The organism is Neobacillus sp. FSL H8-0543 (assembly GCF_038592905.1).
Taxonomy (GTDB): Bacteria; Bacillota; Bacilli; order Bacillales; family Cytobacillaceae; genus Neobacillus.
In genome coordinates this window covers 1,467,047-1,488,814 of sequence record NZ_CP151943.1, presented here as the reverse complement: position 1 = coordinate 1,488,814, position 21,768 = coordinate 1,467,047, and the positions used below count along the sequence as shown (strand labels likewise).

At 38.5% G+C, this 21,768-nt stretch carries 17 protein-coding genes and 1 other RNA gene; 17 read left to right on the top strand and 1 reads right to left on the bottom strand.

Features of this window, described 5'->3' with window-relative positions; all coding sequences use genetic code 11:
* The first annotated feature begins 1 nt into the window (after position 1).
* From tpiA to NSS81_RS07770, 15 genes are all read left to right on the top strand, one after another.
* The gene (tpiA, locus tag NSS81_RS07840; RefSeq protein WP_342432947.1) at positions 2 to 763 is read left to right on the top strand and encodes a triose-phosphate isomerase; all 762 of its coding nucleotides are present in this window, start codon (positions 2 to 4) and stop codon (positions 761 to 763) included.
* On the top strand, positions 756 to 2,288 hold the full coding sequence (gene gpmI / locus NSS81_RS07835) for a 2,3-bisphosphoglycerate-independent phosphoglycerate mutase (RefSeq protein ID WP_342432946.1): 1,533 nt from the start codon (positions 756 to 758) through the stop codon (positions 2,286 to 2,288). The genes tpiA and gpmI overlap by 8 nt, the downstream gene beginning before the upstream one ends.
* Positions 2,289 to 2,312: 24 nt before the next feature.
* Complete coding sequence (eno, locus tag NSS81_RS07830) at positions 2,313 to 3,611, top strand: phosphopyruvate hydratase (RefSeq protein WP_342432945.1); 1,299 nt, start codon at positions 2,313 to 2,315, stop codon at positions 3,609 to 3,611.
* Between the two features lie 503 nt (positions 3,612 to 4,114).
* Positions 4,115 to 5,032 (top strand): haloacid dehalogenase-like hydrolase, encoded by a 918-nt coding sequence (locus NSS81_RS07825; protein WP_342432944.1) that lies wholly within the window; start codon positions 4,115 to 4,117, stop codon positions 5,030 to 5,032.
* A 109-nt stretch (positions 5,033 to 5,141) separates the two neighbouring features.
* Positions 5,142 to 5,375 carry a preprotein translocase subunit SecG gene (gene secG / locus NSS81_RS07820; protein WP_342432943.1) on the top strand — a complete coding sequence of 78 codons (234 nt, stop codon included), beginning with the start codon at positions 5,142 to 5,144 and terminating at the stop codon, positions 5,373 to 5,375.
* A 418-nt stretch (positions 5,376 to 5,793) separates the two neighbouring features.
* Entirely contained in the window at positions 5,794 to 6,540 is a 747-nt protein-coding gene (locus NSS81_RS07815; protein ID WP_342432942.1) for a carboxylesterase, read from the top strand.
* A gap of 19 nt (positions 6,541 to 6,559) precedes the next feature.
* On the top strand, positions 6,560 to 8,902 hold the full coding sequence (rnr, locus tag NSS81_RS07810; protein ID WP_342432941.1) for a ribonuclease R: 2,343 nt from the start codon (positions 6,560 to 6,562) through the stop codon (positions 8,900 to 8,902).
* An 87-nt stretch (positions 8,903 to 8,989) separates the two neighbouring features.
* A complete protein-coding gene (gene smpB / locus NSS81_RS07805; RefSeq protein ID WP_342432940.1) occupies positions 8,990 to 9,457 on the top strand; it encodes an SsrA-binding protein SmpB in 468 nt (155 codons plus the stop codon).
* A 157-nt stretch (positions 9,458 to 9,614) separates the two neighbouring features.
* Positions 9,615 to 9,973: a transfer-messenger RNA gene (ssrA, locus tag NSS81_RS07800) on the top strand.
* A gap of 757 nt (positions 9,974 to 10,730) precedes the next feature.
* Positions 10,731 to 11,468: a GntR family transcriptional regulator gene (locus tag NSS81_RS07795; RefSeq protein ID WP_342432939.1), complete on the top strand. Its 738-nt coding sequence runs from the start codon at positions 10,731 to 10,733 to the stop codon at positions 11,466 to 11,468.
* Positions 11,469 to 11,499: 31 nt separating this feature from the next.
* On the top strand, positions 11,500 to 12,888 hold the full coding sequence (locus tag NSS81_RS07790) for a cytosine permease (RefSeq protein WP_342432938.1): 1,389 nt from the start codon (positions 11,500 to 11,502) through the stop codon (positions 12,886 to 12,888).
* A gap of 30 nt (positions 12,889 to 12,918) precedes the next feature.
* Positions 12,919 to 13,629: a purine-nucleoside phosphorylase gene (deoD, locus tag NSS81_RS07785; RefSeq protein WP_342432937.1), complete on the top strand. Its 711-nt coding sequence runs from the start codon at positions 12,919 to 12,921 to the stop codon at positions 13,627 to 13,629.
* Between the two features lie 380 nt (positions 13,630 to 14,009).
* A complete protein-coding gene (locus NSS81_RS07780; protein ID WP_342432936.1) occupies positions 14,010 to 15,281 on the top strand; it encodes an MFS transporter in 1,272 nt (423 codons plus the stop codon).
* A 161-nt stretch (positions 15,282 to 15,442) separates the two neighbouring features.
* Positions 15,443 to 18,052 carry an ATP-binding protein gene (locus tag NSS81_RS07775; protein ID WP_342432935.1) on the top strand — a complete coding sequence of 870 codons (2,610 nt, stop codon included), beginning with the start codon at positions 15,443 to 15,445 and terminating at the stop codon, positions 18,050 to 18,052.
* 2 nt (positions 18,053 to 18,054) lie between these two features.
* The gene (locus NSS81_RS07770) at positions 18,055 to 18,759 is read left to right on the top strand and encodes a response regulator transcription factor (protein WP_342432934.1); all 705 of its coding nucleotides are present in this window, start codon (positions 18,055 to 18,057) and stop codon (positions 18,757 to 18,759) included.
* A gap of 56 nt (positions 18,760 to 18,815) precedes the next feature.
* Here NSS81_RS07770 and NSS81_RS07765 read toward each other — a convergent pair whose 3' ends face one another.
* Complete coding sequence (locus NSS81_RS07765; protein ID WP_342432933.1) at positions 18,816 to 18,938, bottom strand: hypothetical protein; 123 nt, start codon at positions 18,936 to 18,938, stop codon at positions 18,816 to 18,818.
* Between the two features lie 282 nt (positions 18,939 to 19,220).
* Here NSS81_RS07765 and NSS81_RS07760 point away from each other — a divergent pair, with 282 nt between their 5' ends.
* Both NSS81_RS07760 and NSS81_RS07755 read left to right on the top strand, forming a co-directional pair.
* A complete protein-coding gene (locus tag NSS81_RS07760) occupies positions 19,221 to 20,651 on the top strand; it encodes a sigma 54-interacting transcriptional regulator (protein WP_342432932.1) in 1,431 nt (476 codons plus the stop codon).
* Between the two features lie 341 nt (positions 20,652 to 20,992).
* A complete protein-coding gene (locus NSS81_RS07755; RefSeq protein WP_342432931.1) occupies positions 20,993 to 21,751 on the top strand; it encodes a glucose 1-dehydrogenase in 759 nt (252 codons plus the stop codon).
* Positions 21,752 to 21,768: the final 17 nt, after the last annotated feature.

Sequence of the window (21,768 nt, the reverse complement as noted above, 5' to 3'; positions counted from 1 at the left end):
TATGCGTAAACCGATTATTGCAGGTAACTGGAAAATGAATAAAACACTTGCTGAAGCAAAGAGCTTTGCGGAAGAAGTGAAAGGTCTTGTACCACCTCATGAAAAAATGGACTCTGTCATTTGTGCACCTGCTTTATTTTTACAAAAACTTGTGGAAATAACAGAGGGCAGCGATGTGAAGATTGGTGCTCAAAACATGCATTTTGAAGAGAGCGGGGCTTTCACAGGAGAAATCAGCCCAAATGCACTTGCTGACCTTGGAGTTCACTATGTCATCATTGGACATTCTGAACGCCGTGAAATGTTTAATGAAACCGATGAGTCTGTAAACCTAAAGACATTAGCAGCTTTTAAATACAATTTAACTCCAATTGTTTGCTGTGGTGAAACACTTGAGCAGCGTGAAAATGGTGAAACAATGGAATTTGTTGGTTCACAGGTGCAAAAAGCGTTGGCTGGATTAACGGATGAACAGCTTAAACAAACAATAGTGGCCTACGAGCCTATTTGGGCAATTGGAACTGGTAAGTCCTCAACCTCCAAAGATGCCAATGATGTTTGTGCCCATATCCGTCGAGTAATCTCGCAAACATTCAGTGAGGATGTTGCCAATGCAGTAAGAATACAATATGGCGGCAGCGTGAAACCGGAAAATATCAAAGAATATATGGCACAGTCGGATATTGATGGTGCTTTAGTTGGTGGAGCAAGCCTTGAGGCAGGCTCATTCCTGCAGTTACTGGAGGCAGGAAGCTATGAGTAAAGCACCTGTAGCCCTCATTATTTTAGATGGCTTCGGATGTAGAGATGAACAAAAGGGAAATGCTGTATTCCATTCGAAAAAACCAAACTTTGACCGGTATTGGAGCAAATTTCCTCATTCTCATTTAACTGCTTCCGGTGAGGCTGTTGGTCTGCCAGAAGGACAGATGGGAAATTCAGAGGTGGGTCATTTAAACATTGGAGCAGGGCGCATTGTTTATCAAAGCTTAACGCGGGTGAACATTGCCATTCGCGAAGGTGAATTTCAAAAAAATGAAACCTTGAACAGCGCGATGGACCATGTGAAGAAAAACGGCACAAACCTCCACCTTTTCGGTCTATTATCTGATGGCGGGGTTCACAGTCATATTGAGCATATGTTTGCATTGTTGAAGAATGCCAAAGAAGAGGGCGTTGAAAATGTTTATGTTCATGCCTTTCTAGATGGCCGAGATGTGGGTCAGAAAACAGCGGCATCATATATTCAGCAAACTCTGGATAAAATGAAGGAGTATGGCATTGGCGAATTTGCGACCATATCAGGACGTTACTATTCCATGGATCGGGACAAGCGCTGGGAACGTGTTGAAAAGTCTTATTGCTCAATGGTTTATGGTGATGGTCCAACCTACACAGATCCATTAGAAGTGGTAGAGGACTCCTACCAGCATGGAATTTTTGATGAGTTCGTCATCCCTTCCGTCATTACAAAGGAAGACGGTCAGCCAGTGGCGACGATTCAAGACAATGATGCGGTCATTTTCTATAATTTCCGTCCTGACCGTGCAATTCAAATATCAAACGTATTTACCAACGAAGACTTCCGCTCCTTTGATCGCGGAGAAAAACATCCGAGAAATTTATTTTTTGTTTGTTTAACCCACTTTAGTGAATCGGTAGATGGGTATGTAGCGTTTAAACCTTCAAACCTGGATAACACCCTTGGTGAGGTGCTTGCCCAAAATGGGTTGAAGCAATTAAGAATTGCTGAAACAGAAAAATACCCACATGTAACGTTCTTTATGAGTGGCGGCCGTGAGGATAAGTTTCCTGGAGAAGAAAGAATACTAATCAATTCTCCAAAGGTTGCTACCTATGATCTTCAGCCAGAAATGAGCGCTTATGAAGTAACTGATGCATTGCTTAAGGAAATTGAAGCAGATAAATTTGATGTGATCCTTTTAAACTTTGCAAACCCGGATATGGTTGGACATTCAGGCATGCTTGAGCCTACAATTAAAGCGATTGAAACCGTCGATGAATGTTTAGGAAAAATTGTTGATTTAATTCTTGAAAAGGGTGGAACAACAATTATTACTGCCGATCACGGGAATGCTGATGAAGTGATTAATTCTAAGGGTGAGCCAATGACGGCACATACAACGAATCCGGTTCCGGTTATCGTAACGAAAACTGGGGCAGAATTACGTGAGGGTGGAATCTTAGGGGATTTAGCACCTACCATTCTTGACCTTCTCGGTGTACAAAAGCCGGAAGAAATGACAGGGAAATCATTATTAAAATAATTTATTTTAAAGGAGAGAAAGAATATGCCATTTATTGTTGATGTATATGCACGTGAAGTTTTAGATTCCCGCGGGAACCCTACAATTGAGGTTGAAGTATTTACAGAATCAGGTGCTTTTGGCCGCGCATTAGTTCCAAGTGGTGCTTCCACTGGTGAATACGAAGCAGTTGAACTTCGCGATGGTGACAAAGAACGCTACCTTGGAAAAGGTGTTCTAAAAGCGGTTGATAATGTGAATGAAATTATTGCTCCATTCCTTGTGGGCGAAGAATTTAGTGTTCTTGATCAAGTAGCTGTCGATAACGCTTTAATCGAGCTTGATGGAACAGAAAATAAGAGTAAATTAGGTGCAAACGCAATTCTTGGTGTCTCAATGGCTTGTGCACGTGCCGCAGCAGACTACTTAGATGTTCCTTTATATCAATACCTTGGCGGTTTCAATGCAAAGCAATTGCCAGTTCCAATGATGAACATTGTAAACGGCGGAGAGCATGCGGATAATAACGTTGATATTCAAGAATTCATGGTTATGCCTGTAGGTGCTCCAAACTTTAAAGAAGCCCTTCGCATGGGTGCAGAAATTTTCCATAGCTTAAAATCAGTTCTTAAAGAAAAAGGCCTAAACACTGCAGTTGGTGATGAAGGCGGATTTGCTCCAAACTTAGGTTCAAACGAAGAAGCGTTACAAACGATTGTTTCTGCGATTGAAAAAGCAGGCTATAAGCCAGGCGAAGAAGTTATGCTTGCAATGGATGCAGCATCTTCTGAGTTTTACAATAAAGAAGATGGAAAATACCATTTAGCAGGAGAAGGCGTTGTGAAGACATCTGCAGAAATGGTTGATTGGTACGAGGAGCTTTCTTCTAAATATCCAATCATCTCTATCGAAGACGGATTAGATGAAAACGACTGGGAAGGTCACAAGCTTCTAACTGAGCGTATTGGTGATAGAGTTCAATTAGTTGGTGATGACTTATTCGTTACAAATACGAAAAAGCTTGCTGAAGGTATTGAAAAAGGAATTTCAAATTCAATCCTAATTAAAGTTAACCAAATCGGTACGCTTACAGAAACATTTGATGCGATAGAAATGGCGAAGCGTGCAGGCTATACAGCAGTTATCTCCCACCGTTCTGGTGAAACTGAAGATACCACCATTGCTGACATTGCTGTTGCAACAAACGCTGGTCAAATTAAAACGGGTGCACCATCAAGGACAGACCGTGTAGCGAAATACAACCAATTGCTTCGTATCGAAGATCAATTAGGTGAAACAGCTCAATACAATGGTTTGAAATCTTTCTATAACTTAAGAAAATAATGATTTTTAACGCAGGCACCCATTTTGTGATGGGTGCTTTTGTGGTGAGGTAACTTAAGTTTCAAAATGGGGCAGAGATCAAATCGGCAGATAGAATGATGTTTTAGGCAGATAGACTATCGAAAAAGGCAGATAGAGCGATCAATTCCGCAGATAAGAGAAACTCCGGAAGCTCTGGAGTATCAAATGTTCAAGGTAATTAACTATTTATTAGACTAAAATTCTATATAAAGGGAATTAGAGTCCGAATGTGGGGTAACTTAAGTTTAAAAATGGGGTCAGAGATCAAATCGTCAGATAGAATGATGATCTAGGCAGATAGACTATCGAAAAAGGCAGATAGAGCGATCAAATCGGCAGATAAGTGAAACTTCGTTGAAAAAATTAAGCCCAGAAGTACCTAATTTTCAAGAAATTCAACTATTTATGTAAGGTCAGGCATGCGCTTAAAACTCCCAAGTAGTAAACTATTATTAAAAGGGCCAAACTAGGAGGAATTAAAAATGAAACGGTTATTGGATTGTACGGCGTCTGATTTTCTAAAGATGACAGGTCAGGAATTAAAACAATCAATCCTTGCGTCAGAAGGAAGGACAATTGTTGCTGAGGTAATTGGGGCGGTGACGCCTTATTATCCAGCAGTTACTAACGCAGAAATGGCAGCCGCCTTTGGCGCAGATTTAATATTACTTAATTACTTTGATGTATTTCAACCAAGCACGGAGGGGTTAACTGTTGAAGACCCAGAGTCAATTGTAAAAAGATTAAAACAGCTTGTTGGGCGCCCAATAGGACTCAACCTGGAACCCGTTGATTTAACGGCAAAGGAGGCTGAAACCTTATTTGAACTTCCTGAAGGAAGAATGGCTACGAAAAGATCCTTGCAAAAAGCCAAGGCATTAGGCTTCGACTTTGTTTGTTTAACCGGCAATCCGAAAACAGGTGTATCAAATGCGGAAATCACAAAAGCCATTCAGGTTGCGAGGAGCGTATTCGGTAAGGATGGATTAATCATTGCGGGAAAAATGCATAGTGCGGGTGTTGCCGGGGAAGCCGGGAGCAGCCTGATGTCCACTGAAACTTTGCAATCCTTTATCGAGGCGGGGGCAGATATCATTCTTATTCCCTCACCTGGTACAGTTCCAGGCTTTACCGTTGAAAGAACAGCAAAATTGGTAGATATTGTCCATGAAAAAGGGGCGCTAGCCATCCTCACCACTGGAACAAGCCAAGAGGGCGCAGATGAAGGAACCATTAAACAGATTGCGTTAAACAGCAAAATGGCGGGTGCAGACCTATTCCATATTGGTGATGCGGGTGCGGCTGGAATGACCATACCAGAAAACATAACCACATATAGTATTGTTGTAAGAGGAAAACGACATACATATGTGAGAATGGCATCATCCATCTTAAGATGATAAGGCCTACACTTCTAAAAGCCGACACAAACCTAGTATTGTTAAAATACAAATATTATGGTAAATTAGTAATACTGTGAAAATGTACGTCATAACAGGAGGTGCCTACATGCATGCATTATTTGTAACATTATTAGTAATTGTAAGTATTGGACTTATTGTGGTAGTATTACTCCAATCAGGTAAAAGTGCTGGACTATCTGGAGCGATTTCAGGCGGTGCTGAATCACTTTTCGGTAAACAAAAAGCTCGTGGTCTTGATTTGATTTTACATCGTATTACTATCGTATTAGCGGTCTTATTCATTCTTCTCGCAGTCGCTGTAGCTTATTTGCAAATATAATTAAGAATGCCCAAAACCTGGCTTAATGTCAGGTTTTTTTGTGCCTTTATCATATTTGTAACATTTATCCAAAATTTGTCGTAACCGGCTCTGGTTTTGTAGTAAGTGATCAATATTGTGTAGTAAGCCATCCCAATTATGTAGTAAGCAGCACAAATTGTGTAGTAAGCCATCCCTTGTGTAGTAAGCAACACAAATTGTGTAGTAAGCCATCCCAATTATGTAGTAAGCAGCACAAATTGTGTAGTAAGCCATCCCAATTATGTAGTAAGCAGCACAAATTGTGTAGTAAGCAATCAAATTCAAGTAGTAAGCCACTATTTCAGGTTATCAACCCTTCTGTCCAAGCCATATTTCTGGATTGTGGAGCTTTTTTTTGCTTAAACTAAGATATACGAGTTTTTAAGGAGTTTTTTATATGAAAATTGCTACACCAAAGCCCTTTACATTTGGTGAGGGAGAAAGAGCGGTTTTATTATTACATGGTTTCACGGGTAATCCGGCTGATGTTCGGATGCTCGGCCGATTTCTTGAGAAAAAAGGATATACTTGTCATGCTCCCCAATACAAAGGCCATGGCGTACCACCAGAAGAACTACTGCATACCGGTCCAGAGGATTGGTGGCAGGATGTGATCAATGGCTACAATTTTTTAAAAAATAAAGGTCATGAAGAAATTGCTGTGGCAGGACTTTCGCTGGGAGGCGTATTTTCCTTAAAATTGGGTTACACTGTACCTATAAAAGGCATTGTACCGATGTGTGCGCCCATGTTTATAAAAAGTGAAGAGGTAATGTATCAAGGAATTCTTGAATATGCCCGTGATTATAAACAACTAGAAGGAAAAGCTGCTGAACAAATTGTAATAGAAATGAATGAGTTTGAAAAGACACCGATGAATACATTAAAAGCGCTTCAAGAATTAATTTCAGATGTTCGGGAGCATGTCGACATGATCTATGCGCCAACGTTCGTCGTTCAAGGCCGTCATGACAAAATGATAAATACAGATAGTGCGAACATCATTTACAATGAAGTAGAGTCTGAAATAAAGAAGATAAAGTGGTATGAGGAGTCAGGACATGTTATCACGTTTGATAATGAGCGTGATCAGCTTCATGAAGATATATATGCCTTTTTAGAAAAACTAGATTGGCGTGAGTAACCCTTGAGGAGGGATAATTTTGGAAAATAATATTCAAGAGCATATAGACAAGCTTTTGCAATATATGAAGGATGAGGCATATAAGCCTTTGACAGTACAAGAGCTGGAAGCAGCTTTTGGGATTACAGATTCCAGTGACTTTAAGGTGTTTGTTAAAGCACTTGTCCAAATGGAGGAAAAAGGATTAGTGGTGCGTACCCGCAGCAACCGCTATGGCTTGCCGCAAAAAATGAATTTAATTCGTGGAAAGTTGATCGGGCATGCAAAGGGATTTGCCTTTGTTGCACCAGATGAGCCAGGGATGGATGATATTTTCATTCCGCCCAATGAAACCAACACTGCCATGCATGGAGATACCGTATTAGCACGGATATCCTCTGAGAGCTCAGGCCAGCGTCAGGAAGGAAGCATTATCCGCGTCCTTGAGCGGGGAATTCAGCAAATTGTCGGGACGTATGTGGAAAGCAAAAGCTTTGGCTTTGTCATTCCCGATGATAAAAAGTTTGCCAGTGACATTTTTATTCCTAAAGCAGCTTCTAAAGGTGCTATAGAAGGCCATAAAGTTGTTGTTAAGCTTATCACCTATCCAGAGGGAAGAAAAAGTGCGGAGGGTGAAGTAATAAATGTTTTAGGTCATAAAAACGATCCAGGAGTCGATATTCTCTCAATTATTCATAAGCATGGGCTGCCGATGGCGTTTCCTGATGAAGTGCTTAAGCAAGCCAATGAAACACCAGATACGATTGATGAGAGTGAGCTGGTGAACCGCCGTGACCTTAGGGATGAAGTCATTGTAACCATCGATGGTGCAGATGCCAAGGATCTTGATGATGCCGTAACTGTAACAAAGCTCGAGAATGGAAACTATAAGCTAGGCGTACATATTGCAGATGTAAGCTATTATGTAAAAGAAGGCACACCGATTGATCTTGAAGCAGAAGAAAGGGCGACAAGTGTTTATTTAGTTGACCGAGTAATCCCAATGATTCCGCATCGCTTGTCAAACGGGATTTGTTCCTTAAATCCGAAAGTTGATCGGTTAGTGCTCTCCTGTGATATGGAGATTACACCAGCTGGTCAAGTCGTTAACCATGAGATTTTTCAAAGTGTGATTAAAACGACGGAGCGCATGACTTATCATGATGTAAATTTAATTCTCGTTGAAAAAGAAGAAGAAACGAGAGCCAGATATGAGCCGCTGGTTCCGATGTTTGAATTAATGGAAGAGCTTGCTGCTGTTTTACGTAACAAAAGAATGCAGCGCGGGGCGATAGACTTTGATTTTAAAGAATCAAAAATACTTGTTGACGAGGAAAGTAAGCCGACAGATGTTGTTCTCCGGGAACGGTCTGTTGCTGAAAAGTTAATTGAAGAGTTCATGCTTGCAGCGAATGAAACGGTCGCAGAGCATTTTCACTGGTTACAAGTGCCGTTTATTTACCGTATTCACGAGGATCCAAAGGAAGATAAGCTAAGGAAGTTTTTCGAGTTTATCACTAACTTTGGTTATCTTGTAAGAGGTACAGCTAATGAGGTCCACCCAAAAGCGCTACAGGAAATTATTGAGGAAGTTCGCGGTAAGCCGGAAGAAATGGTCGTATCAACTGTGATGCTGCGTTCGATGCAGCAGGCAAAATATGATCCTGAGAGCCTTGGACATTTCGGTCTTTCCACTGAATTCTATACCCATTTCACCTCACCGATTCGGCGTTACCCTGACACGATTGTCCATCGCTTGATTCGGACGTATTTAATTGAGGGCAAGCTGGATGAAACAACAAGGGCCAAATGGGATGCTCGTTTGCCTGAAATTGCACAGCATTCATCTAAAATGGAGCGTCGTTCTGTTGATGCTGAGCGGGAAACAGATGATTTGAAGAAAGCTGAATACATGGAAGATAAAATTGGCGAAGAGTATGATGGAATCATCAGCTCAGTGACTAATTTTGGTATGTTTGTTGAACTGCCGAATACGATCGAAGGTCTTGTTCATGTTAGTTATATGACAGATGATTATTATCGTTTTGATGAGCGCCATTTCGCAATGATTGGCGAACGGACAGGGAATGTGTTCCGGATTGGTGATGAAATCACTGTCCGTGTGGTAAAAGTAAACAAGGATGAACGTTCAATTGATTTTGAAATAGTTGGAATGAAAGGGACTCCTCGGGAACGAACAGAAACAACGAAGAAGATATTTAGAACTGGCAGTGATTCGAAAAAGCCGCGCCGTAATCAAGCGCAAGGCGGAACAAATAAAAAGTCCGAATCCACCACCCAGGGAGCCGCCAAGAAAAAGAAAAGAAAGTTTTATGAGAATGTCCCGATTCAGAAAAGTACGAAACGGAAAAAGAAAAGATAAGCTTATGGGGGCCTATGGTTAGGCCTCTTTTCATTGTACGTCTACCTTCATTCTGCTACAATAAAAGACATAGACGAGGTGATACAGATGCCAAAAGGTATAGGGAAAGTAGTTGCGCAAAACAAAAAGGCTTACCATGATTATTTTATCGAAGAAACCTATGAAGCAGGGATTGTTCTGCAAGGGACGGAGATAAAGTCGATTCGGGCTGGTAAGGTTAATTTAAAGGATTCCTATGTTCGAATTCATAATGGCGAAGCACATTTGAATAGTATGCATGTGAGTCCTTATGAGCAAGGGAACCGCTACAATCATGACCCATTAAGAATGCGCAAGCTGCTGCTCCATAAACGTGAAATTGATAAACTGTATGGAGAAACGAAGCAAGCAGGGTATGCGTTAATTCCCCTTAAGCTCTATTTGAAGAATGGCTTTTGTAAGGTATTAGTTGGATTAGCAAAAGGTAAGAAGAATTATGATAAGCGCGAAGATTTGAAGCAAAAAGAAGCAAAGCGTGATATCGAGCGTGCTTTCCGTGATAAGCAAAAAATGTAATTTACATTTACTTACAAAAATTTACAATTGAAAAATTCGTTCAGTGTGTTATAATAAGTTTGTCGCCAAAAAGCGATAAGTTACTTTTGCTCAAACTATTGTTGAGCATCCTAACGTCTGAAGAAAATCTTTAACTAGATTTTTCTCATTTTATAATGGGGACGCTACGGATTCGACAGGGGTAGTTCGAGCTTGGGTTGCGAGTCGAGGGGATCGGCCTCGTTAAAACGTCAACGCCTATAACTGGCAAAACTAACAACAACCTAGCTTTCGCAGCTTAATACTGCATAGCTGTTCGCCCCTCCATCGCCTATGTGGTAGGGTAGCGGACTCACTCTAAGTAGGCTACGCCGGATTCCACCGTCTGAGGATGAAGGAAGAGAACAACCAGACTAGCTGACCGGACGCCTGTCGATAGGCAGAAGGATTAGCGAAGCGCCAATATGTCGACTACACTCGTAGAAGCTTAAGTGCCGATATCTTTGGACGAGGGTTCGATTCCCTCCGTCTCCACCAAATACATATTTGGTGGTTTTTATTTTCTTTTATTTTTTTGGTTTTAGAATTTTCCTTCATATGATATTTTGGTTTACAAGGTTAAATTATCGTTGTCATATCCTTATGGGTATGTGGATTTAATCACCATACATAGGTGGATAACAAGATTAGCAGAAATGCTAGTCTTTTTTTTTGTCTTTCTATATCTGCGATTTTAGAGAAAATCAGCGATTTTGAAGATATATCTACGATATTGGTAAAATAGGCTACTTATAACTGAAAAAAAGAATCTTCGAATGCTACCTTTTATTTTAATAATTCTGGATTATACCTAAGACGAGGATGAAAAGAGAAATCCTATAAGTATGAACAAATAAGAAGGGCGAGTTTTGAGTAAAGATTATTCAAAACTCGCCCTCCTTTTTTTATTTGAGTAGGTATTATATTTTTATCTAAATTTGAAGGAATGAACGACAAAACGCAATTAGATGGCAGTGGAAACCTATAGTTAAAATTGACAATAGAACTGATTATTCTAAATCTATACAATTATAATTTTTGAAAGTGCTTGCACGGGGAAAAATTATATGATATTTTTAACTTGTATAAAAAATAGACATGTCTAATCTTAGTACAAAATGATTGATAAGAAAGATTACAAATTTCTTAAGAATTGTGACATACAATCTAATTGTTTCGAATTTACTAAATGTTGGCGTTGTCAATGCCCGAAAACGGTAGTTCTTTCTAAAAATTTCTAAAAAAGGGAGACTGAATGAAAAAGAATATATCAAATAAATTAAAAAGGCCACTCTATGTAAATGTATATGACGAGCTTCTTCTTCAAATTTCTAAAGGAGAATACCCCACAGATAGCAGGCTTCCTTCAGAACCAGATTTAGCAAAGAAACTAGGGGTTAGTCGTGCAACGTTAAGACAAGCTTTAGCACTTTTGCAGGATGACGGATTGATAAGAAATATACACGGGAAGGGAAACTTTGTCGTTGACTCATTTTACAAACAACAACCCGATATTAAATTAGAAAAATTAAGTAACCCGATGCATAAGTGCCATATAAATACATTCGATCGAATCGATATACAATACTATCTGGACCCGGACACAGAATATACTAAACAAGTATTAAAAAGAGATTCATCTAGAGTAGTAGCAATAGACCGCTTTTATTATAAAGGGAACGATTTAGTAGGCTATGCTTTTACTTTTATATCCATGGAAACGGTAGAAGATTTATCGTTGGACTTAGATAATAAGGAACTACTACTGGATTTTATGGAGAACCAGGCGTATGTGAATGCGATTCATGGAGAAATTGAAATAAAGTTTACACAGACTGCTAATATAGCTAATCGAAAAGATAGCTTATTAGGCCGAAATAATTGTTTTTTATTAATGGAAAGCCTTTACAGTAATGCAGATTACCCAATCATGTTTAATAAATTTTATGTACCTCAGCAGTTTGCGAAAATAAAATTAAATGTAAATAAATAGCTAATAACAAAAGAGAAAGAGGTCGAAGAGTATGAGTCAAAAGTACCCTGATTTAATTCCAGAGAATGAAAGAGTTGGACAACCTAAGCAATTGTTTTGGATATGGTTTGCATTAAATATAGGTATTATGGGGTTGGTTTACGGTGGGATTATTGTTAGCTATGGTCTCAACTTTATTCAATCCGTTATAGCTGCATTCCTTGGAGCGGCATCATTTGCACTTATCGGCTATCTTAGTTTACCAGGTAAGCTAGGAAAAGCACCGACATTTGTGTTATCCCGAGCACCTTTTGGATCAAAAGGAAACTTGATTCCAGCTGTACTGGCATGGATTTGTTTGATTGGTTGGCTGAGTGTTGGTAATGTTCCTACTGGTATTTTTTCCCTTAATGCAATTGTTACTGCACTTGGACTTGAAGTAACAACCACAACACAAGTAATCGGCCTTATCGGTCTTGCGGTTGCGATTATGGCATTATCTCTTGTAAATCAAGAAACACTTGTAAAAGCTCAAACAATATTTACCTATATTTTTGGCGCACTAACAGTAGTTGTATTGGTTATTTTAGTTCCACAAACAGACTGGTCGGCACTTGTGAATATGCCAAATGGAGACTGGATTGGAGGCGTATTGCCTGCTATATCCATCATTATTGCTGGTTCTGCACTTAGCTGGGCAATGGTTGCGAGTGATTACTCTTCTTACCAAAGTCCTCAATCTTCGAATAAAGCGATTTTCTGGACAACAACGTTTGCAGCAGGAGCACCATTATTTGTCATCATGTTCTTGGGCATTTTAATGAATGCAACGAATCCTGAACTAGTTAGTTCAGCGGACCCAATCGCGGCATTAGCAGCACAGATGCCTAAATGGATGGTTATTCCATACTTTATTACAGCACTGGGTGGAATCATTCCGCCGGCAGTTATTTCACTTCGGTCTGGACGTACTGCTTTAGAAGCTACAAATATAAAAATTTCAGATCGAACATCGATTATTTTCCATGGCGCAATCATGATATTGCTTCCGACTTATGTGTTATTCATAAATGGTGACTTCTTAGGTTCATTTATGATGTTTTTAGGGGTTGTCGGTATTGGTTTGGCAGCTTGGACAGCTGTATTCATAGCAGATTATGTTATCCTGCGCAAAAAGCAAGGGTATGACCCTGATATCATTTCAGGTGATAAAAATATTTCTGTGAATAAAGGAAATGTAATTATATGGTTTATAGGTGTTATTATTGGACTTCTTTTTACTTCAAATCCAGTCTTCCCTGCCCCGTTTGCGAAGGGAATTTTCGAAGGTAACAGCCTGGGAGTAATACTAACATTTGTAGTTAGTTTAGTTTTAGCCTGGATTTATTCATCCGTACAATTGAAAAACCTACCAGCAGATAAAGAAGGAAAAGTAGCTTAACATATCAATTTTTTGGAGGTAAGAAGTAGTATGAGTATTCATTTAAATGCAAAGGATGGCCAGCTTTCTAAAAGAGTATTAATGCCAGGAGATCCACTTCGTGCTAAATATATTGCAGATACTTTTTTAGAGGATGTTGAGTGTCATAATACAGTTCGCGGAATGTATGGTTATACTGGGACATATAAAGGGCAGAAGATTTCTATTCAATCATCTGGAATGGGTGCTCCTTCCATGAGTATTTATGCCACTGAACTCATTAAAGATTACGGTGTGAAAAATATTATTCGCGTTGGTACAATCGGAGCTATGAAACGCGAAGTGAAAATTCGTGACATTATCATGGCAATGGCAGCTACAAATGATTCGAAAATGCAAAATATCATTTTTCCGCAAATTAATTATGCACCGAACGCAAGCTTTACTCTTCTTGAGAGAGCATATCGTTTATCTAAACAGAATGACGATTTGAAAGTCCATGTAGGTAATGTGTACACTGGCGATTCATTCTATGAAGACGACGATACCATGATCCATAAGCTGGCTGATTACGGTGTGTTAGGTGTTGATATGGAGACAGCAGCTCTTTATACACTTGGAGCTAAATACAACATCGACGTTTTAAGTATTATGACAGTGAGTGACCATGTTATTACAGGTGAAGAAACAACAGCGGAAGAACGTCAAACAACGTTTAATGACATGATTATTGTTGCGTTTGAGACTCTTATTAATGAATAGTTTTCAGTTATAGTTGGGATTGAAAAAGGAAATCCTATATAAATGACCAAATAAGAAGGGCGAGTTTTGAGTAAAGATTATTCAAAACTCGCACTCCTTTTTTTATTTGAGTAGGTATTATATTTTTATCTAAATTTGAAGGAATGAACGACAAAACGAACGTAGCGGGGGTCAGCGATTCTAGTTAACAATACCCGTGAAGAAACAACAGTAAGACAATTTAATGTTTTTGCAATGTGAACTCTTCCAATTTTATTCGACTGTAATGCCTTTTCTTTTATAGTGATAATGACTTTATAGAATAACTTTATCTGACTTATGAATTAAATGTACAGTTTATTTGCTATCAACAGTCAAATATTACTTAGGAGGAAATTTAGATGGCAAAACAATCAACGGCAAAACAATTGGTAATCGAGCCAGAGCCAGCTTCAAAAGAAAGAATTCCTTATTGGATCAAGATCGTAACCGTATTCTTTTTAGGATGGGTTGCTTTATATGCGACTCGAACAATCTTAAATCCAATAATGGGCGATATCCAACAAGAATTTGGGTTGAGTAATGCGAAGTTAGGAATGATTATGAGTCTCTTTTTCTTAGGATATGCTGCTCTAAATATACCTTCAGGAATTATGGGAGACAAAATTGGTAAAAAACGTGTCTTAGTTCCAGGGGTTATCCTGTTTGGAGTCTTTGCCGCAATAACAGGAATGATGCCGACATTCTTTTTCTTTATGTCAAGCTGGTTAATGGTTGGGATATTCCAAGGTTTCTTCTACGGGCCATCATATGGACTATCCTCTGAGGCAATCCCAAAACACCGTATTACACTGGGAAGTGCGATCATCAATAGCGGGATGGCTTTCGGTACATCGTTAGGATACTTTATTTCAAGTTATACCGTTCATGAATTTGGAATGAGCTGGAGAACACCATTTTTCATTATTGCCATTCCTGTCGTTCTAATAGGTTTAGCTATGTGGTGGGTAGTGAAAGATAAGCCTAAAACCAAGGCAGAAAAAGCATCAGAAAATAATGGCCAGAAGTTAAAACTTGGAGAATTATTTAAGAATCGAAATTTAATTGCTGCCTATATTACGATTTTCTGCGCAATTTATGCATTCTTTGTAGTTATAACTTGGATTCCGTTCTACCTAGAGCATGAACGTGGAATCACTGGCGGAAGTGTAGCATTTGTTTCATCACTCGTACCATGGGCCGCAGTTCCAGGATCGATTTTATTTAGCTGGATTGCAGACAAAATGGGGAAACGCAAGCCCGTTCTTTTAGTTATGATGCCGTTGTCTATCATCGCACTTGTTTCCATTGTAATCTTCGATAATATGGGCGTTTTATATGCCGCATTGATTGGTTATGGAATCTTTGGGAAAATTAGTACAAACCCTGTATTAGTTGCGGTTATTGCCGATAACGCTCCAAAGCATGCCTACAGTACATCATTTGGTGTATATAACTTTATTGGAATGTGCGGATCGATTTTAGCACCGTTCATAACAGGATATCTTACTGATGTTACAGGTAGCTTGAACACAGGATTCTACTTTGCCGCAATACTATTAGTGGTTGGTACTGTGGCAGTTATGTTCATTAAGGAAGATAAAAGACCAAATGTAGAAGGAAGCCATGCATAGGATCGAAGTTTATCGATTTTTAGTAGTAACGACAAAATAAATAAAAACATATGGTATCTGTTCTCGCTTAGTTTTATGTTAAAGTCAGAGCAGGTGCCTTTTTTTTCATTTCGTTTTTATAAAATGCACGAAACGAGTTAATCACAGAAAGGAAGGAGAAAATGAGAAGGTCCCGTTCCTTAAAAAGAGAACTCATCTATTCCTTCTTAACGATTGCGTTTTTTTCAATTGTTATCTTAGGAAGCCTGCAAATCTACCAACTATCCTCCTTAATAAAAGAAAATCAAAAGAGCCAAGCAGAAGCGACAAAATATCTTTCCGATTATATCGGCAATTATATTTTAGAGCATAAAAAGATTATCCAAACAGAAGCACTCCATATTCAGGAAGCCTTTGAAAGTGGGGATCATGATAGAATTCAAAAGCAGCTTAAGGATATAAAATCGAATTTCACAGGGTTTGTTAATTTATATGTAGGAGATAGTAAAGGTCAATCGATGGTTTTCTACCCAGAGGTATATACAAATGGGGAAAGAAGAGAAAATCTTAACTTTAATGATCGATCCTATTACAAAGAATTGTTAAAAACAAGAAGTACCGTTATATCCCCAGTATTCCATGGTCGGGGAGGCACAAATACATTATTAGTTACAATTGTTTCCCCCATCCTCAATGGCGAAGGAGAAATGATTGGTTATGTACTTGGTGCTTTGGATTTGAATGCATTGGGTGAGCATATTAAAAACAGAAGCTTTGGCGAAGAAGGCTATGCGTTGGTCATTGATCAAGAGAAAAATGTCATCGTTAGTCCTTTCGTTGATACGAGGAAAGAGCTAGTAAATCTGACACATTCAGATATTGTCCAGAAGAGTGAAAAGACTCACAAAGGGCAGGGGAGTGGCTTCATCAAGCTAGAAGATCCTCCAGGCAAGGTATTTGCGACCTTTGAAAAAATTAATACTTTAGACTGGACTGTATGGATTAATAAACCAACAGAGGCCATTACAAATGCGTATAAAAATGCCGTTATATTAATTATTGTATTTTTCCTACTAACCGCCATTATGTTGGTTTTCGTAAGCTTTTTTCTGACGAATCGCTTGGAAAAGACCATTCGTCATTTACTTAGTTATATAAAAGACTACACAAAAGACTTTAAAGAAAAGCGGTCATTAACAAAGAAGATACAAGGCCCACAAGAAATGAAGGAACTCTTTTTCCATTTTAATCAGATGATTGATGAGGTTGAGAAAAATAGAAGGGGATTAATGAAATTAAACAAGGAGCTTGAAGGGCGAGTTCAAGAAAGAACGGCTATTTTGCAAAATAAGAATTTAGAGCTGAAGGCGGTAAATAAATTAATTACCTCTGTTTCTACTGATAAAGACTTAGCTCATTTTATTCAACATTGTTTAAGAGAAATTAAACCCTTTATGGACTATTCAATCCATGTTTTTTTTCAAGACTTAGCTGTGACGAATGAGAGGATTTATTCAAAACAAAACCTATTGGATTACCTCAAAGAGCATATGAGGGGCGTTCAACAGCATATTGAACCAATCGTAATTGAAAAAAATCATAAAGGCTTTTTAATTGTTGATTTGCCGAGTGATCAATTAATCACGGCAAGTGATCAGGAATTTCTTAATACCTTTGCTGGTTCATTAGCTGTTATGCTGCAAAATAAATTTTTATTTGAAACCATTCGTCATAAACATGCCGTGTTAAAGGCTGTCTTAGAAAGTATGTCAGAAGGATTAATGCTTGTTAACAATCAAAAAGAAGTTGAATATATCAATGAATTCTTCCTCAATGTTGTTTCAAATGATCAAGAGTATAAGTTAGCCAATCTTGATGATGTTTTTAGGAGATTCAGTAAATTATTTGATATTGATAAAGAGGAGCTATTTGCCTTTTTCACGGATGAAAAGGGTGATCTAAAATTAGAATACAAGCAAAAACCAAAGAAACCAAAGTATTATATTCTTCATAAGTTTTCTGTTATGCTTGATGACGCTATTATTGGAGAAGGTCTGCTCCTTAGAGATATAACGAAGGAAGAAGAGATTGATACATTAAAAAATAATTTAATTTCTTTGGCTTCCCATGAGTTTAAAACGCCAATCACCAATATCAAAGGAAGTGTTGAGACATTACTTCGTTCTGATGTAGAGTGGGATCCTGATTTTAAGCTGGAGCTTTTAGAAGGAGTACATGAGGATATTGAAAGAATTCAGCATCTAGTTAGTGATTGGATGGATATTTCGAAGATTGAATCCGGGTCATTGTATATAGAACGAAATATGATTGTGGCTGATCCGCAAATTAGAAAGTCAATAGAACAAATTCCTCTGGCATTACGAGAAGATGCGATTTTTCACTATCATAATCACTTAGGAGTCGATTTCACATTTTATGCTGATAAGTTGAGAGTGCAGCAGGTTCTTGTTAATTTATTTACAAATGCATTGCGCTATAATGATGCCAAGGTAAAGAAGATTGATATTACATTGGATAGAGACGATGATTTCATAACGATTTCTATTTCAGATAATGGAATAGGGATTTCTGCTGATCATGTTACAAATATATTTAATCGCTTTTACCAAGTTGATGTAACTGCAACCAGGAGAACAGGTGGAACTGGCTTGGGGCTTGCTATTTGTGCGGGAATAATGGAAGCGCATGAAGGAAGAATAGAAGTGACTAGTGAAGTAGGGAAAGGAAGCACGTTCACACTCTTTTTTCCTGTATTGAAAGGAAGTGAGTAAGTATGAAAAATCAAAGGATTTGTTTAGTTGATGATGAACCGAAAATTTTGAGGTTTGTTTCAGCAAACTTGAAATCAGTCGGCTATGAAGTAACATCATTAGGTTCAGGAGAAGAACTATTGGAGAAATTTGATCTTATTTCACCAGACCTCATCCTACTTGATATTATGATGCCAGGCCAAGATGGTTTTTATATTTTAGAAGAACTCAGAAAGTTTAGTAGTGTTCCGGTAATCATGCTTACAGCAAGAAGCAACCCAAAGGATAAAGTGGTGGGTTTGAATGCCGGGGCTGATGATTATTTAACAAAGCCATTCTCATTAGATGAACTATTCGCGAGAGTTAATGCCGTACTGCGTCGGAGTCAATCTAGATTAGGCGAATCCTATCGAGAAGAGTCACCTATTGTTCGTACAGGTGAACTTACGATTGATGTAGGCAGCAAAAGATGCTGGATCAGTGATGTTGAATTAAAGCTAACCCAAACGGAATATTCCGTTATGGAAATATTGGCACTAAATATTGATAAAATTGTCGAGCATAAAACATTCTTGTCAGAGGTTTGGGGTCCGCAATACCGTGATGATGTAGAATATATAAGAGTAGGAATTGCAAGAATTAGACGGAAAATAAAGGACCTCTTACAAGAAGAGGGCGAATATATTATTACCTATCCAGGTCTAGGCTATATGCTGAGTAGCTTATGATGGTATGAAAATCCTAAGACTTTTTATCTTGGGATTTTTCTTTTATATTAGTATAATCACGTACTTTGGGGCTTACTTTTCCCCCCGAAGTTTCTCTTATCTGCCAAATTGATCGTTCTATCTGCCTTTTTCGTTGGTCTATCTGCCAAAATCATCATTCTATCTGCTGATTGGATCACTCACCCCATTTTTGAACTTATATTACGTTGCTCCTGCACCTGTATTTCGAAGTCGCATCAGGTTCGGACAGGCCAGCCCTCAAATTATCCAATTCTCTTCAAAGTCGCCATTAATAGTTTGATATAGTCAATTAAAGAATAGTAGAAAATTCCTATTTTTCCAAAAATAAAAGGGAATCTGGAAAAGTTAGAGAAATACTTATACTATAAATGATTACAAATCGAATCAATGCGAATTTTTGATTCAAAAAGTTATCAACAGGTATTAAGGGAGGAACTCGAGTGGAAAGGCTGTTTACGAGTGAAGACATCTTCATTTCTGAAGATATGACAAAGAATGGTGTGAACAAAACAGAGCTTGAACATATCTTAGTTTCGATTTTCCAGTCGAGTTACGATGGTATTTACGTTTCTGACAACAAAGGTGTTGGAATCATGGTAAATCAAGCGTACTCAAGAATTACCGATGTTCAAAGTCACGAACTACTTGGAAAAAGCATGAAGACGGTAGTGGAAACGGGAGTTGTATCTGAATCCGTCACGATGAAGGTTTTAGATGAAAGGACGCCTCAAACGATCATTCAGATTGTTAAGGGAAAGGAACTGTTAGTAACTGGTAATCCTGTATTCAATCAAAACGGAGAAATTACCTATGTTGTCACAAATGTAAGAGATATATCGGATTTAAATAATATAAAAACCGAATTATATCAATCTAAGCTCCTTACTGAAAGGTATATGAGCGAAATTAAAGAATTTGAAAAAAGAGAATTAATACATATGCATCTGGATGGAATTGTCGCGCAAAGTCAGGAAATTATGAAGGTTTTCCATCTTGCAAAAAAAGTAGCAAAGGTTGACTCAACGGTCCTAATTTTAGGCGAGTCAGGTGTCGGGAAGGAAGGGATTGTAAATTACCTTCATCAGGAAAGCGATCGAGCAGATAAACCCCTGATTAAAGTAAACTGTGCAGCAATACCTGAACACCTGCTGGAGTCTGAGTTATTTGGCTATGAAAAGGGTGCCTTTACAGGCGCAAACAGTAATGGCAAGCCTGGTCTATTCGAGCAGGCAAACGGGGGGACGATTTTTTTAGATGAGATTGGCGATATGCCTATCGATCTTCAAGTGAAGCTATTAAGAGTATTACAGGAATTTGAAATAAGGCGTGTTGGCGGGCGAAAGAGCTTCAAAATTGACGTAAGAGTCATCTCCGCAACGAATATGAATTTAGAGGAAATGGTCGACAAACGTGATTTCAGAAGGGACCTTTATTACAGGTTAAATATTGTGCCCATAAAAGTGCCGCCCTTACGAGAGCGGAAAGCCGATATCGTGCCGCTTGGTTTTTATTTTTTAAATAAATACAATATAAAATATCGCTTAAACAAACAATTTCACCCGGAAGTCATTCGTTACTTTGAGGAATATCTCTGGCCAGGTAATGTTAGAGAACTGGAAAATTTAATCGAGAGATTGGTAGTAACGACGGATCATGATGAAATAACCATGAAGGATTTGCCTCCGGGTATGTGTCAAAATAATGAGAGTAGAAAATCAGAAAAAGGGAAGCTTAAGGAAATTATCGCCAATATTGAACGAAAGATCATAAAGGAGCATATGGAAGAATCAAAAACAACCCGACGTGCCGCCAAAGAATTAGGAATCAGTCAGTCTGCGCTTGTAAAAAAAATGCAAAAGCTTGGTCTATAACGAAGGTTGTTTTCTAATAGAGGTTGTTTTTTTAGAAAAAATTTATATTAACTGCGGTGGCATTAAAGAGCTTTGATGAAAAAAGGAATCACAAAACGGACAAAATCTATGAGTCAACGTCTATCCGTTGGCTTTTTTTCATTGTCCCAAATCAGGCAATTTCAAGTTAATAATGTTTAAACTGTAAATATCATGAAAAATTTGAGTACTTTTGTCAACAAGTGTCGAACTATTGTATATTATCTGATTATACATAAAATTGGCACAATAATTGCAATAGTAATAATTGGGTACATAACAAACCTACAAAATTCTGAAAAGGTGTGAGAGAAGGTATGAATATGCCAACATTTGATCTAAAAGGAAAGGTAGCCCTCATTACGGGAGGAAGTAAAGGGATTGGATTTGGCATGGCGCAAGCCTTAGGGCATTATGGTGCAACACTGGTTATCTCCAGTCGCGGGCAGGAAGAAGGGGAGCAGGCTGTATCACAGTTAAAGGAAGAAAAGCTGGATGCCTCCTATATTTCATGTGATGTTACGAAAAAGGATCAAGTGGAGCAGCTGGTTGCACAAATTGTTGATCAGTTTGGGTCGCTGGACATTTTAGTTAACAATGCAGGAATGAATATCCGGAAACCCCTAGTTGAAGTGGAAGAAAGTGATTGGGATCAAGTTCTAACGGTCAATTTAAAAGGAATTTTTCTAGTTGGACAAGCTTGTGCCAAACAGATGATTAAGCAAAACTATGGAAAAATCATCAATATCTCTTCCATTTTAGGAACAGTTGGAATGCCCTTTCAAACATCCTATGCCGCGACTAAAGGTGGTATAAACCAGCTGACAAAGGTATGGGCTGAAGAATTAGCTCCCCATAATATTACCGTAAACTCCATCGGGCCAGGATATATCACAACACCGATGACGAAAGAGTGGCTCTCTGATCCTGAAAGATCGGAAAAAATAATAAATTCTACCATGATAAAAAGAATCGGAGAAACCTCAGACCTTGTGGGACCAGTCGTCTTCTTGGCATCTGATACATCAGCGTATGTGACTGGCCAGGTATTAAATGTGGATGGCGGCTGGACAGCACGATAATGGAAATAAACCTAAAG